This window comes from Bradyrhizobium sp. AZCC 2289 (assembly GCF_036924615.1).
Lineage (GTDB): Bacteria > Pseudomonadota > Alphaproteobacteria > Rhizobiales > Xanthobacteraceae > Bradyrhizobium.
Map to the genome: position 1 here is coordinate 5,976,060 of NZ_JAZHRY010000001.1, position 13,008 is coordinate 5,989,067.

A 13,008-nucleotide genomic window follows, 5' to 3' on the forward strand; every position below is an offset into this window, starting at 1 on the left:
CATCGCGCGATCGTGAGGGTAGCGCGCTTGACAGCGCACCGTTCGAGCCGAGCCGAACGGAACTGCGAGGGCATGACCGCGTTTGTTGTGCAGAGCATCCTGGGGGATGCACATCCAACGGGGCAGCACATGACACAGTCTTTCGCCGCCATTCGCCGATCATCATCGCGCGTGACCAGCGCGCTCGTCTTCGCCAGCGCCGTCATGCTGGCGTCGGCCGTTTTTCCGGGCCCGGCCAGCGCGCAACTGCTCGGCCGAACGCTCGTCGGGTATGCCTCGACGGATGAGGCGATGACCGCGCCCGCGCCGGCCGACGAGGGCGTGGTGCCGGAGCGGCTGCGGCGCACAATCATTGCCTTCCGTACGACAGAGGCGCCCGGCACCGTCATCATCGATACCGGCAATACCGCGCTCTATTACGTGCTGGGTCAGGGCCGCGCGATCCGTTATGGCGTCGGCGTCGGCCGCGAGGGCTTTACCTGGTCGGGCGTGCAGACCATCAGCCGCAAGGCCGAGTGGCCGGATTGGCATCCGCCGGCGGAGATGATCGCACGCCAGCCCTATCTGCCGCGCTTCATGGCCGGCGGGCCCGGCAATCCGCTCGGCGCGCGCGCGATGTATCTCGGCACCAGCCAGTACCGGATCCACGGCACCAACGATCCCTCGACCATCGGCAAATTCGTCTCCTCCGGCTGCATTCGTCTGACCAATGAGGACGTCACCGACCTGTTCAGCCGGGTCGATGTCGGCACCAAGGTCGTGGTGCTGCCGAAGCGCGCGCCTGTTGTCGCAAGAGGATACTGAGGCGGGATCATGATTGGTCGATCAGCCAGGCGATTGGTTTGGGGCGTGGCGGCGTTGACGGTGGCCTCCGCGCTGGCGCCGGCCGCGCAGGCCGAGGATTTCCTATCGGCGCTGTTCGGCGCGTTCGGCGGCCGGCGGCATGCGCCATCGCCCTATATCTCGCTGCCGTTCTCCGACGGCGGCGGGCCTGTCACCACGCCGATGGAGCGCCCGCGCTACGGCGGCGGGGGTCTGGCCTATTGCGTGCGAACCTGCGACGGCCGCTATTTCCCGGTGACCGCGCCCGACAATGCGAGCCGCGCGGCGTCCTGCAACAGCTTCTGCCCGGCAAGCGAAACTAAACTGGTCTACGGCAGCAGCATCGATAACGCCGCCGGCGAAGACGGAACGCCCTATTCGGAACTGCCGAATGCGTTCCGCTACCGCACCGAGATCGTGGCCGGCTGTACCTGCAACGGCCGCGACCAGTTCGGGCTGGCGCCGGTCAAGATCGAGGACGACCCGACGCTGCGCAAGGGCGACATCGTCGCCGGCGAAAACGGCCTCCTGGTCGCCGGCCGCAGCGCCGACCGCCGCGGCGCCGCGCTGAATTTTTCACCGGTCCCGGAACGGGTGAGGGCGAAATACAGCCGGGTGCCGGTGGTGGCGGCGGAGTAGAGGGAAAATTGCCTGCTCTTCACCTCTCCCATTGGGAGAGGTCGGCGCGTAGCGCCGGGTGAGGGGTTAAGCCCTATTGAGAGACCGCACCCGCATAAGTTCCATCCCTGGAACCCGGCGCGCTCCCACACGTTAGCAAAACACCGCGACTTTCACTGTGCATTCAGGGGGCCCGCATGCTCGTCAGCGCACTCGTTACGTTTCTGGTCGTTATTCTCATTCTCTATCTCATCAACATGCTTCCGCTCGACGGCCGCGCCAAGCAGATCGCGCGCGTCGTCGTGATCGTGCTCGGCGTGATCTCGCTGTTGAAATATATCGCGGTGTTTTGAGCTGTCATTCCGGGGCGATGCGAAGCATCGAACCCGGAATCTCGAGATTCCCCGGTGCGCAATTGCGCACCTGAGGTCTGGTCCTGCGGACCATCCCGGAATGACGAAAACCTACTTCAGCGATCGGTTAACCCGCCGCCTTCGCCTCGCGGCGACGCGCGGTGAGGATGTATTCGGTGTAACCGTTCGGCTGCTCGCGGCCCTTGAAGACGAGATCGCAGGCGGCCTTGAAGGCCACGCCGTCGAAACCGGGCGCCATCGGCTTGTACAGCGGATCGCTCTTGTTCTGGCCGTCGACCACGACCGCCATGCGCTTCAAGGACTCCATCACCTGATCCCTGGTGATGACGCCCTGATGCAGCCAGTTCGCCAGATGCTGGCTCGAGATGCGCAAGGTCGCGCGGTCTTCCATCAGGCCGACGTCGTGGATGTCGGGCACCTTGGAGCAGCCGACGCCCTGGTCGATCCAGCGCACGACGTAGCCCAAAATGCCCTGGCAGTTGTTGTCGATCTCCTGCTTCACATCGTCGGGCGCCCAGTTCGACTGTGACACCGGAATGGTGAGGATGTCGGACAGCTTTGCGCGCGGGCCGCCCTTGTCGAACTGCTGCTGGCGCGCGATCACGTTGACCTGGTGATAATGCAGCGCGTGCAGGGTCGCAGCCGTTGGCGACGGCACCCAGGCGGTGGTGGCGCCGGCCTGGGGATGGCCGAGCTTTTGCGTCAGCATGTCCGCCATCTTGTCGGGCGCGGCCCACATGCCCTTGCCGATCTGGGCATGGCCGGGCAGGCCGTCGATCAGACCGATATCGACGTTCCAGTCTTCATAGGCCTTGATCCAGGGCTGCGCCTTCATGTCGTTCTTGCGGATCATCGGACCGGCTTCCATCGAGGTATGGATTTCGTCGCCGGTGCGGTCGAGGAAGCCGGTGTTGATGAAGCAGATGCGTCTGGAGGCGTTCTGGATGCAAGCCTTGAGGTTGACCGTGGTGCGGCGCTCCTCGTCCATGATGCCGACCTTCATGGTGTTTTCCGGCAAAGACAGCATCTTCTCGACTTCGCCGAATAATTCGCAAGTCAGCGCCACCTCGTCGGGGCCGTGCATCTTCGGCTTGACGATGTAGACCGAACCGGCGCGGCTGTTCTTGGTCTTCGAAGAGCCCTTGAGATCGTGGATCGCGACCAGACCGGCGACTGCGGCATCCAGCAGGCCTTCCGGAATTTCCTCGCCCTTGGCGTCCAGCACGGCGTCGGTGAACATGTGATGGCCGACATTGCGCATCAACAAAAGGCTGCGCCCGTGCAGCGTGAGCTGCTTGCCATCCGGCGTCTTGTAGACGCGGTCGGGATTGAGCGCGCGCTTGAGCGTCTTGCCGCCCTTCTCGAAATCGGCGGACAGCGAGCCGTCCATCAGGCCGAGCGTGTTGCGATAGACCAGCACCTTGTCTTCGGCGTCGACCGCGGCGACGCTGTCTTCCATGTCGAGGATGGTGGAGACCGCCGATTCCAGGATCATGTCGGCAACCCCGGCCGGATCGTCCTTGCCGATCATGTTGCTGCGATCGATTTTGACTTCGATATGCATGCCGTTGTTGACCAGCAGGATCGCGGTCGGCGCCGCCACGTCGCCCTGGTAGCCGGCGAACTGGTCGCTCGACTTCAGCGCGGTGGCGTTGCCGCTCTTCAGCTTGACCGCTAGCTGGCCGGCGATGACGCTGTAGGAGGTCACGTCGGTGTGGCTTCCGGTCGCCAAGGGAGCTGCCGCGTCGAGGAACGCCTTGGCCTTGGCGATCACCTTGTCGCCGCGCGCCTTGTTGTAGCCTTTGCCGCTCTCGCTCGGATCGTGCGGGATCGCGTCGGTGCCGTAGAAGGCGTCGTACAGGCTGCCCCAGCGCGCATTCGCCGCGTTCAGCGCATAGCGTGCGTTGGTCAAGGGGACGACGAGCTGCGGGCCGCAGATCTTGCCGATCTCTTCATCGACATTTGCGGTTTCGACCTTGTGCGTCGCGGGCTCCGGCAGCAGGTAGCCGATTTCCTTGAGGAACGCCGTGTAGGCGTTCATGTCGAACGGCTTGCCCTTGTTGGCGCGATGCCAGCCGTCGATCTTGGTCTGCAGGGCGTCGCGGACAGCCAGCAATTCCCTGTTTTTTGGCCCCAGCTTCTGGACGATGGCGGAAAGTCCGGCCCAGAACGCGTCGGGTGAAATCCCGGTCTTGGGCGTCGCCTCCTTGGCGATGAAATCGAACAGAATGGGGGCGATCTTCAATCCGTGGGCATCAACACGATTCATGATGGGCTTTCTCAAAAGAAACGCGCGGTTAGAGGCTGTTTTCAGAAGAAAAGCAGCAAAAACGCGCCAAAGGGGCCGCGTTGACGGCCCTTTTAGCCCTAAAGCCACGGTCATGAGAAGCCCCGGACGGGGCTGATTTGCCCGTCAAAAGGGGCGGGCTGACGCCTCAGATATTGGCGGCGAGGTCCACGAGTTCGTCGAACAGAATGCCACTCTGCGCCAGCATCCGCTCGATCTCGTCGGTCGCGTCCGCAACCGCGCGGGAGGAGGTATCGATCGTCAACTCGCATTCGGTGGGCGGCTGGTAATCCTTGCCGATCCCGGTGAAGGCCGGCAACGCGCCCGCGCGCGCCTTGGCGTAATGGCCCTTGGGATCGCGGCTCTCGCAGACTTCCGCCGGGGTCGCGACATAGATTTCGCGGAACGACGTATCGGCAATGCGGCGCGCCGCGGCGCGATCCTCGACCGACGGCGAGACCGCGGCGACGATGGCGATATGCCCGTTGCGTGCGAGATGGGTCGCGACTTCGGCGAGGCGCCGGATGTTTTCGGTACGGTCCTGCGCGGAAAAGCCGAGGTCGCCATTGAGGCCGGCGCGCAAGGTATCGCCGTCGAGCAGAATCGGCGAGCCGCCCCGGCCGAACAGCCGCCGTTCCAGCGCGCGGGCCAGCGTCGATTTACCGGAGCCCGGCAAACCGGTCAGCCAGATCACCGCGCCGTTGTGGCGATAGCGCGCCGAGCGTTCGTCGGAACGCAATGCGGATTCCACCGGCACGATGTCGATCGGGACCGCACGCTGACCGGCGTCGACCGACAGCACAAGGCCGCCGCCGGCAATGCGGCCGTTGACTTCGATCACCAGCCGTCCGGTGCGCGGATTCTCGGAATAGGGATCGGCTGCGATCGGCTGCGCCAGCGAAATGTCGATTTCGCCGACGTGATTGCGCGCGATCGACTTGGTCTCCTCGTTGGAGAGTTCGCCGGGATCGACCGCCTTCTCGATCGCGACCACGGTGGCGCGGGCTTCCCGGGTGCCGAGCCGGATCAGGATCGCGTCGCCCTTCGATAGCTCCTTGTCGTGGAGCCAGAAAATCCGTGCGCGAATCCGGCGCGTGTCGCGCGGGCTTTGCCCGGGGTGGCCGATCACGTCGCCGCGCTCGAGAAACAATTCGCGGTCGAGCGTGATGCCGACCGAGCGGCCGGCGCCTTGCGGGCCATTGACCGGCGTCACCGGCCAGCTCTCGACCGTCTTGATCTTCGCGATCTTGCCCGCGGGCATGATGACGATCTCATCGCCGGCGCTCAGACTGCCCGACTCGATGCGGCCGGCGACGATGCGGCGGTCGTCGAATTTGTAGATCGCCTGCACCGGCAGCCGCAGCGCCAGTTGCTCCCGCGGGCGCGCCGGTTCGAGCGCGTCGAGCGCCTCGACCACGGTCGGCCCCTTGTACCAGCCGATCCGCGGCGTGTGTTCGGCAACGCCGTCGCCGTCGCGCGCGGAAATCGGAATCACGGCCGAAGGCGTGACGCCGAGGCCGATCAGATGCGCGGAAATTTCGTCGCTGATCTCCTTGAAGCGATCGGCGCTGAAATCGACCCGGTCCATCTTGTTGACGACCACGGCGACCTGCTTGATGCCGAGCAAATGCAGCAGATAGCCGTGACGCCTTGTCTGGTCGCGCACGCCTTCCAGCGCGTCGATGATTAGCACCGCGCCATCGGCCTGCGAAGCCCCGGTGATCATGTTGCGCAGGAATTCGGCGTGGCCGGGCGCGTCGATCAGCACCACATCGCGCGAGCGGGTGCGAAAGCGGATCTGCGTGGTGTCGATGGTGATGCCCTGGTCGCGCTCGGTCTGCAGCGCATCCAGGAGAAACGACCATTCGAACGGCATGCCGCGCCGGGCGCTGACGGCTTTCAGCATTTCCAGCTTGCCCTCGGGCAGGCTGCCGGTCTCGTGCAGCAGCCGTCCGACCAGGGTGGATTTGCCATGATCGACATGGCCGACGATGACGATGCGGACCTGCGGGCGCGTGGTGCCGTTGGGGGTTGCCGATACGGCCAGGGGGAGGATCATGTTCATTGCAACGCTCACAGCAAATGTCGGTCAGAGGTAGCCGGCGACACGCAGCCGCTCGAACGCATCTTCGGTTTCATGATCGAGCGCGCGGCCGGCGCGTTCCGGTACCTTGGTGCCGTCGAGCTCGGTCAGGATCTCATCGATGTTGGAAGCCGTCGACGCCACCGGATTGGTGATGTCCTGATCGCCGAGCGAGCGGTAGCGCTTGCCGTTTTGCGACAAATAAAGCGGGATGATCGGAATGTTCTCGCGCTTGGTGTAGGCCCAGATGTCGGCCTCGGTCCAATGCAGGATCGGGTGAATGCGCAAATGCGCTCCTGTAGGCGGCGACGCGTTGAAATGGTCCCAGAATTCCGGCGGCTGATCGCGCACGTCCCATCCGCCTTCCAGGCCGCGGGGCGAGAACACGCGCTCTTTGGCGCGGGTGGCTTCTTCGTCGCGGCGAATGCCGGCGATCAATCCGTCAAAGCCATATTTGGTCAGCGCGAGCTTCAGACCTTCGGTCTTGCGCGCGGCGGATCGCGCGGCCGGCGGCAAGGTCGGATCGACGCTGTCGATCGAGGGGCAGGGCTCGACCTTGAGATCGAGCTCCCATTCCTTGCCGAAGCGATCGCGGAACGCGTACATCTCCGGAAATTTCTTGCCGGTATCGACGTGCAACGCCGGGAACGGCACGCGGCCGAAGAAGGCCTTGCGTGCCAGCCAGATCATCACGTTGGAATCCTTGCCCAGCGACCACAGCAGCGCCAGCTTCTTCAGCCGCGCGAACGCTTCGCGCAGGATGTAGATGCTTTGCGCCTCGAGTTCGTCGAGGTGGTCCATCGAGGGCGGCAGCAGACGTCCTTCGTGCAAAATTTGCGCGGCGCTCGGTCCCTTGGTCAGGTCCACGCTACGCAAGCGGTCTTTGGCGAAATCGTTGTTGAGAAGATGCATCTCTGGGCCTTGGCCTTTGGGGACGGAAATTCTATAGTTGCACTGCAATAGAGAAGAAATAATTTTCTCTTTGCGGCCGTTGAACGAGACATATATAGAAAATAATTCCAGTCAACCCCGGAAGTTGGGGAAGCGAGTGTCGCATGCGATTCCTGCCCGTGTTTCTCGATCTGCAAAGCGGCAAGGTGCTGCTCGTCGGAGCCGGCGACCTCGCGCGCGCAAAGTTGCGGTTGCTGACGGCCGCCGGCGCCGGGGTTCGCTGGTTTGCGACCGACGGTCATCATGATGTAAGCGGCCTCGATGACGCCGATGTGGCACGGATCGAACTGGCTCACGCCGATCCCCTGGCTACCGACCTCTCAGGCGTGATCGCGATCCTCTGTGCGGGCGCCGGCGACATCGGCGTCGCGATGTCGGTGCGCGCGAAAGCCGTCGGGCTTCCCGTCAACGTGATGGACGATCTCGTCCATTCCACTTTCATCTTTCCCGCCATCGTCGATCGCGGCGACGTCATCGTGGCCGTCGGTACCGGTGGCGCGTCGCCCGTGGTCGCACGCCGCGTGCGCGAACGCATCGAGGCGATGCTGCCGGCGAGAATCGGCGATCTCGCCAGCTTGATCGGCGACTTCCGCAAATCGATCAGCGCGCGCATTCCCGAATTTGCGCTGCGCCGCCGGTTTTGGGAGCGCGTGATCGATGGTCCGATCGGCGCGCTGGTGCTGGACGGACGCAAGGCCGAGGCTGCAACGGCGCTGCAGGAGATTGCCGATCCTTCCGCTTTTGCCGGCGCGCAGGCGCAAGGCAAGGTCGAGGGCAGGGTCACGCTGGTCGGAGCCGGGCCGGGCGACCCGGATCTTCTCACCATCAAGGCGTTGCGTGCGCTGCAGGACGCCGACATTGTCTTTTACGACGAGCTGGTCTCATCCGAAATTCTCGATCGCGCCCGCCGCGATGCTGCGCGCGTTGCGGTCGGCCGCCGCGTCGGCAAGCCCGGCATCGGCCTGGACGCGGTCAACAAATTGCTGATCGACGCTGCCCGGTCAGGGCAGCGCGCGGTGCGGCTCAAGGGCGGTGACCCCTTCATCTTCGGCCGCGGCGGCGAAGAAATCGAAGCGCTGCGCAAGGCCGGCGTCGCCTATTCGGTGGTGCCGGGCATTACCGCCGGCCTCGGCGCCGCCGCGCAATTCGAAGCGCCGCTGACCTATCGGCACGAAGCGCTGCGTATCACCTTCCTCACCGCGCACAAGGCAAGGGATGCCGAAACCGTCGACTGGTCGGCGCTGACGGACACCAGGATGACGGTCGTCGTCTACATGGGCATGACCGCGGCGCCATCGGTCCGCGCAGGCCTGTTGGCCGCAGGACGATCGCCGCAGACGCCGGTCGGCGTATTCGCCCGCGTGACGCGGCCGGACGCACAGGCCGCTGTCGGCACGCTGGCGCAACTGCCTGATCTGGTCAAAAAGATCGACGGCGGCCCTGCCATTCTCATTATCGGCGATGTGGTCGCGCATTCCGCGCCATGGCGCCGGTCCAACCCAAGTCAAATGATCTCCAAACTGGTGGAAGCCGCCGAATGACCTCTCCGCTCGAACAAAAGAAAATCAGAATAACCAAGCCGTCGATGGTGACCGCCAATCGTACCTGGGATGGCGTCGTGATCTATCGCACCGCTGCCAAGGGCTGGTCGACCGACTTGTCGGATGCCGCGATCGTCCGCACCGCCGACGAAGCGCGTGAGCTGCTCGCCGAATCCGTCGCCGATGACGTCGGCGCGATCGGCGCCTATATCGCGCCGGTCGAGGTCAAGGACACCGGCAAGATCGAGCCCGGCAATCTCCGCGAACAAATCCGGTCGGAAGGCCTCACCATCGATCTTCCGGTTCCGGCGTAAGGCGACCCATCATGTACGCATATGACGAACTCGACCGCACCCTCATCAATGAGCGGGTCTCCGAATTCCGCGATCAGGTGAAGCGGCGCCTCTCGGGCGAACTGACCGAAGACGAATTCAAGATGCTGCGGCTGCAGAACGGCGTCTATCTGCAACTGCACGCCTATATGTTCCGTGTCGCGATTCCCTACGGCACGCTGTCATCGAAGCAGTTGCGGCGGCTTGCGCATGTTGCGCGCCGCTACGACCGCGGCTACGGCCACTTCACCACCCGGCAGAACATCCAGTACAACTGGATCAAGCTCGCCGAATTGCCGGACGCGCTGTCCGATCTGGCCGAAGTCGGCATCCACGCGATGCAGACCTCGGGCAACAACACCCGCAATGTCACCTCGGACCAGTGGGCCGGCGTGGCGCCGGGCGAGATCGAGGATCCCCGCATCTGGTCGGAGCTTTTGCGGCAATACACCACGCTGCATCCGGAATTCTCGTTCCTGCCGCGCAAGTTCAAATTCGCGATCACCGCCTCCGAGCACGATCGCGCGGCGATCAAGATCCACGATATCGGCCTGCGTCTGATCAAGAATGCCGACGGGGAGACCGGCTTTGAAGTGCTGGTCGGCGGCGGGCTCGGCCGTACGCCCTTTATCGGCAAGACCATCAAGCCGTTCGTTCACGGCCGCGATCTCCTGAGCTATGTCGAGGCGATCCTGCGGGTCTACAACCAGTACGGTCGCCGCGACAATATCTACAAGGCGCGCATCAAGATCCTGGTGCACGAGCTCGGCATCGAGAAGTTCGCCAAGGAGGTCGAGGAAGAGTGGCAGCAGCTGCGCGACAGCGCGCTGACGCTGGATCACGCCGACATCGAGGAAATCCGCTCGCGCTTTTCCTACCCCGCCTATGAGAAACTGCCGCACATGCCGGACGAGCTGAAGCAGGCGGCGCACGACCCGCTGTTCGAACGCTGGCGCAAGAATTCGGTGTTTCCGCACAAGGTGCAGGGCTATTCGATCGTGACGCTGTCGCTGAAGCCGGTGGGCGGCCCGCCCGGCGATGCCACCGCCGACCAGATGGACGCGATCGCCGATCTCGCCGACAGATACTCGTTTGGCGAAATCCGCGTCGGCCACGAGCAGAACCTGGCGCTGCCCCATGTCGCCAAGCGCGATCTGCCGGTGCTCTGGAAAGCGCTCGACAAGATCGGCGTCGCGACGCCGAACGTCAATCTGGTCACCGATATCATCGCCTGTCCGGGCCTGGACTATTGCTCGCTGGCCAATGCGCGCTCGATCCCGATCGCGCAGGAACTGACCCGCCGTTTTTCCAATCACGACACCGCCAATCTGATCGGCCGGCTGCACATCAACATCTCCGGCTGCATCAATGCCTGCGGCCATCACCATGTCGGCCACATCGGCATTCTCGGCGTCGAGAAGAACGGCGAGGAATTTTACCAGATCACGATCGGCGGCCGTGCCGACGAAAACGCGGAGATGGGCACCTTGATCGGGCCTGCGGTGCCCTATGCCGAGGTCGCCGACGTGATCGAAGACATTGTCGAAGCCTATCTGGCGCTGCGCGACCGTGCGGAAGAACTCTTCGTCGACACGGTGAAGCGGCTCGGCGTCGAACCTTTCAGGGAGCGCGTCTATGCCACTCGTTAAGCAGGGAAGAATAACCACCGACGCTTTCGTCCACGTGCCCGACGGGGCCGAGCTGCCGGGCGATGGCGCGATCCTGATTTCGGCGGCGCGGTTTCTCGAGGATCCCGAAGCGTTGTCGCGGCGCACCGGCAAGACCGGCGTGATCTGGCCGAACAACCGCGACCTCGACGATCTCGTGCCCCATCTCGACCGGCTGGCGGTGGTCGCGCTGGTATTTCCGAGTTTTCGCGACGGCCGCGCCTACAGCCAGGCGCGGTTGCTGCGCGAGCGCCACGGCTATGACGGCGAGCTCCGTGCCACCGGCCAGGTGCTGCGTGACCAGTTCGTCTTCATGCAGCGCGCCGGCTTCGACGCGTTTGAGGTGAAGAAGGAAAGCGACGCGGAAGCGTTCGCCGCCACCGTGAAGCGCTATTCGGTATTCTACCAGCCGACCGGCGACGGCCGCGTCACCGCGCTCAATCGGCGGATGCAGTTGCGTCATTCGGAGAGTGCCGGCCAGTGAGTGTTTTCGCAGCTGAAGCTTTATCGGAACGGACCGTCCAGTTGCCGCCGGCCGGCACGCTCGATCGGGCGTTGCGCGCGGCCTCGCCTGCGGAAGTCATCGAGACGGCACTGAAGACGGTCGGGCGCGAGCATCTCGCGCTGGTCTCGTCGTTCGGCACGGAATCGGCGGCGCTGCTCAAAGTGATGGCGGACGTCGATCCAGCCATCCCCGTGGTCTTCCTCGATACCGGCTGGCTGTTCGAGGAGACGCTGGCCTATCGCGACACGCTGATCGCGAAGCTCGGCTTGCGCGACGTCCGTTCGATCAAGCCTCTGGAAGAGACGCTGTCGCGTGAGGATCCCGACCGCGAATTGTGGTTCTCCGATCCCGATGCCTGCTGCCGGATCCGCAAGGTGGAGCCGCTGGCACGTGCGTTAAAACCGTTCTCGGCGTGGATCAACGGGCGCAAGCGCTTTCAGGGCGGTGCCCGCGCCGAGATTCCCGTTGTCGAGGACGACGGCGCGCGGCTGAAGTTCAATCCGTTCGCGAACGTCTCGCGGGAGGAAATCGAGGCGATCTACCGGCTCGCAAAATTGCCGCAGCATCCACTTGTCGCATCGGGTTATCTCTCGGTTGGGTGTATGCCTTGCAGCAGCCGGACCGCGCCCGGCGAAGATGAGCGCGCTGGCCGTTGGCGCGGCCGAGCCAAGACGGAATGCGGCATCCATACGACCAAGACTTCGTAGCACAACGACGCTGCAACGCCGCAAACAACGAAATGCGGTTTCGTTGACTTAGGGTGCCTTCGTTGCGAGTTATGTCCTTCGCGCTTTCGATGACGTCTGTCGTCAGGCCGAATGGAGACCAAGGATGTTCCGTCGTATTCTCCCCATCGTCGCGGGCCTGGTCTGGGCCGGCTCGGCGCTCGCCGCCGACGTGACGCTGCTCAACGTGTCCTACGATCCGACGCGCGAGCTCTATGTCGATTTCAACAAGGCGTTCGCCGCCGCCTACAGTAAGGAAACCGGCAGGAGCGTCGAGATCAAGCAGTCGCATGGCGGTTCCGGTTCGCAGGCGCGCGCCGTGATCGACGGGTTGCCAGCGGATACCGTCACGCTGGCGCTGGCCTATGACATCGACGCCATTGCGGCAAAAGGTCTCATCGCCGCCGACTGGCAGAAACGGTTGCCGCTCAACGCCTCGCCCTACACCTCGACGATCGTGTTCCTGGTGCGCAAGGGCAATCCCAAAGCCATCAAGGATTGGGACGATTTGATCAAACCCGGTGTCGAGGTGATCACGCCGAACCCGAAAACCTCCGGCGGCGCGCGCTGGAACTATCTCGCCGCCTGGGGCTATGCGCTGAAGAAATTCGGTTCCGCCGACAAGGCGAGGCAATTCGTCGGCGATCTCTACAAGAACGTGCCGGTGCTCGATACCGGCGCGCGCGGCTCGACGGTGACATTCGTCGAGCGCGGCGTCGGCGACGTGCTGCTGGCGTGGGAGAATGAAGCGTTTCTGGCGCAGCGCGAATTCGGCAAGGACAAATTCGAGATCGTGTCGCCGCCGCTTTCGATCCTGGCCGAACCGCCGCTGGCGGTGGTCGACAAGGTTGCCGATACGAAGGGCACCCGCGCCGTCGCCGAGGCTTACCTGAGGTATTGGTACACCAAGGAAGGTCAGGAAATTGCCGCGCGCAATTCCTATCGGCCGCGCGATCCGGAGATTGGCAAGGAATACGAAAAATCGTTTGCCAAGGTCGAACTTTTCACCATCGACGACGTTTTCGGTGGTTGGGCCAAGGCGCAGAAGGATCACTTCGGCGAAGGCGGCATTTTCGATCAGATCTACAAGAACTGATCCGTCG

Annotated in this window: 12 protein-coding genes; 9 read left to right on the forward strand and 3 right to left on the reverse strand. The window is 63.9% G+C overall.

From position 1 onward, the window contains the following. Positions 1-129 precede the first annotated feature (129 nt). The 3 genes from V1289_RS28375 (at position 130) to V1289_RS28385 (ending at position 1,793) form a co-directional block, all read left to right on the forward strand. On the forward strand, positions 130-804 hold the full coding sequence (locus V1289_RS28375) for a L,D-transpeptidase (protein ID WP_309179969.1): 675 nt from the start codon (positions 130-132) through the stop codon (positions 802-804). 9 nt (positions 805-813) lie between these two features. After that, positions 814-1,461 carry a DUF2865 domain-containing protein gene (locus V1289_RS28380; protein WP_334400762.1) on the forward strand — a complete coding sequence of 216 codons (648 nt, stop codon included), beginning with the start codon at positions 814-816 and terminating at the stop codon, positions 1,459-1,461. 176 nt (positions 1,462-1,637) lie between these two features. After that, on the forward strand, positions 1,638-1,793 hold the full coding sequence (locus V1289_RS28385) for a Thivi_2564 family membrane protein (RefSeq protein WP_143205163.1): 156 nt from the start codon (positions 1,638-1,640) through the stop codon (positions 1,791-1,793). Positions 1,794-1,920: 127 nt separating this feature from the next. Here the strand turns inward: V1289_RS28385 and V1289_RS28390 are convergent, their stop codons facing one another. The 3 genes from V1289_RS28390 to cysD form a co-directional block, all read right to left on the reverse strand. Continuing rightward, complete coding sequence (locus V1289_RS28390; protein ID WP_334400765.1) at positions 1,921-4,083, reverse strand: malate synthase G; 2,163 nt, start codon at positions 4,081-4,083, stop codon at positions 1,921-1,923. Between the two features lie 166 nt (positions 4,084-4,249). After that, entirely contained in the window at positions 4,250-6,166 is a 1,917-nt protein-coding gene (gene cysC, locus V1289_RS28395) for an adenylyl-sulfate kinase (RefSeq protein WP_334400766.1), read from the reverse strand. Positions 6,167-6,190: 24 nt separating this feature from the next. Then, on the reverse strand, positions 6,191-6,985 hold the full coding sequence (gene cysD, locus V1289_RS28400; RefSeq protein WP_334407721.1) for a sulfate adenylyltransferase subunit CysD: 795 nt from the start codon (positions 6,983-6,985) through the stop codon (positions 6,191-6,193). A gap of 254 nt (positions 6,986-7,239) precedes the next feature. Here cysD and cysG point away from each other — a divergent pair, with 254 nt between their 5' ends. The 6 genes from cysG (at position 7,240) to V1289_RS28430 (ending at position 13,001) form a co-directional block, all read left to right on the forward strand. Then, on the forward strand, positions 7,240-8,676 hold the full coding sequence (gene cysG / locus V1289_RS28405) for a siroheme synthase CysG (protein WP_334400768.1): 1,437 nt from the start codon (positions 7,240-7,242) through the stop codon (positions 8,674-8,676). Beyond that, a complete protein-coding gene (locus tag V1289_RS28410; protein ID WP_334400770.1) occupies positions 8,673-8,990 on the forward strand; it encodes a DUF2849 domain-containing protein in 318 nt (105 codons plus the stop codon). Before cysG ends, V1289_RS28410 begins: the two co-directional genes overlap by 4 nt. A gap of 11 nt (positions 8,991-9,001) precedes the next feature. Continuing rightward, complete coding sequence (locus V1289_RS28415; protein WP_309179963.1) at positions 9,002-10,657, forward strand: nitrite/sulfite reductase; 1,656 nt, start codon at positions 9,002-9,004, stop codon at positions 10,655-10,657. Then, entirely contained in the window at positions 10,644-11,159 is a 516-nt protein-coding gene (locus V1289_RS28420; protein ID WP_334400773.1) for a DUF934 domain-containing protein, read from the forward strand. Before V1289_RS28415 ends, V1289_RS28420 begins: the two co-directional genes overlap by 14 nt. After that, the gene (locus V1289_RS28425) at positions 11,156-11,887 is read left to right on the forward strand and encodes a phosphoadenylyl-sulfate reductase (protein WP_334400775.1); all 732 of its coding nucleotides are present in this window, start codon (positions 11,156-11,158) and stop codon (positions 11,885-11,887) included. The genes V1289_RS28420 and V1289_RS28425 overlap by 4 nt, the downstream gene beginning before the upstream one ends. A 124-nt stretch (positions 11,888-12,011) precedes the next feature. Beyond that, positions 12,012-13,001, forward strand: coding sequence for a sulfate ABC transporter substrate-binding protein (locus V1289_RS28430; protein ID WP_334400777.1), 990 nt, complete (start codon positions 12,012-12,014; stop codon positions 12,999-13,001). The last annotated feature ends 7 nt before the right edge of the window (positions 13,002-13,008 follow it).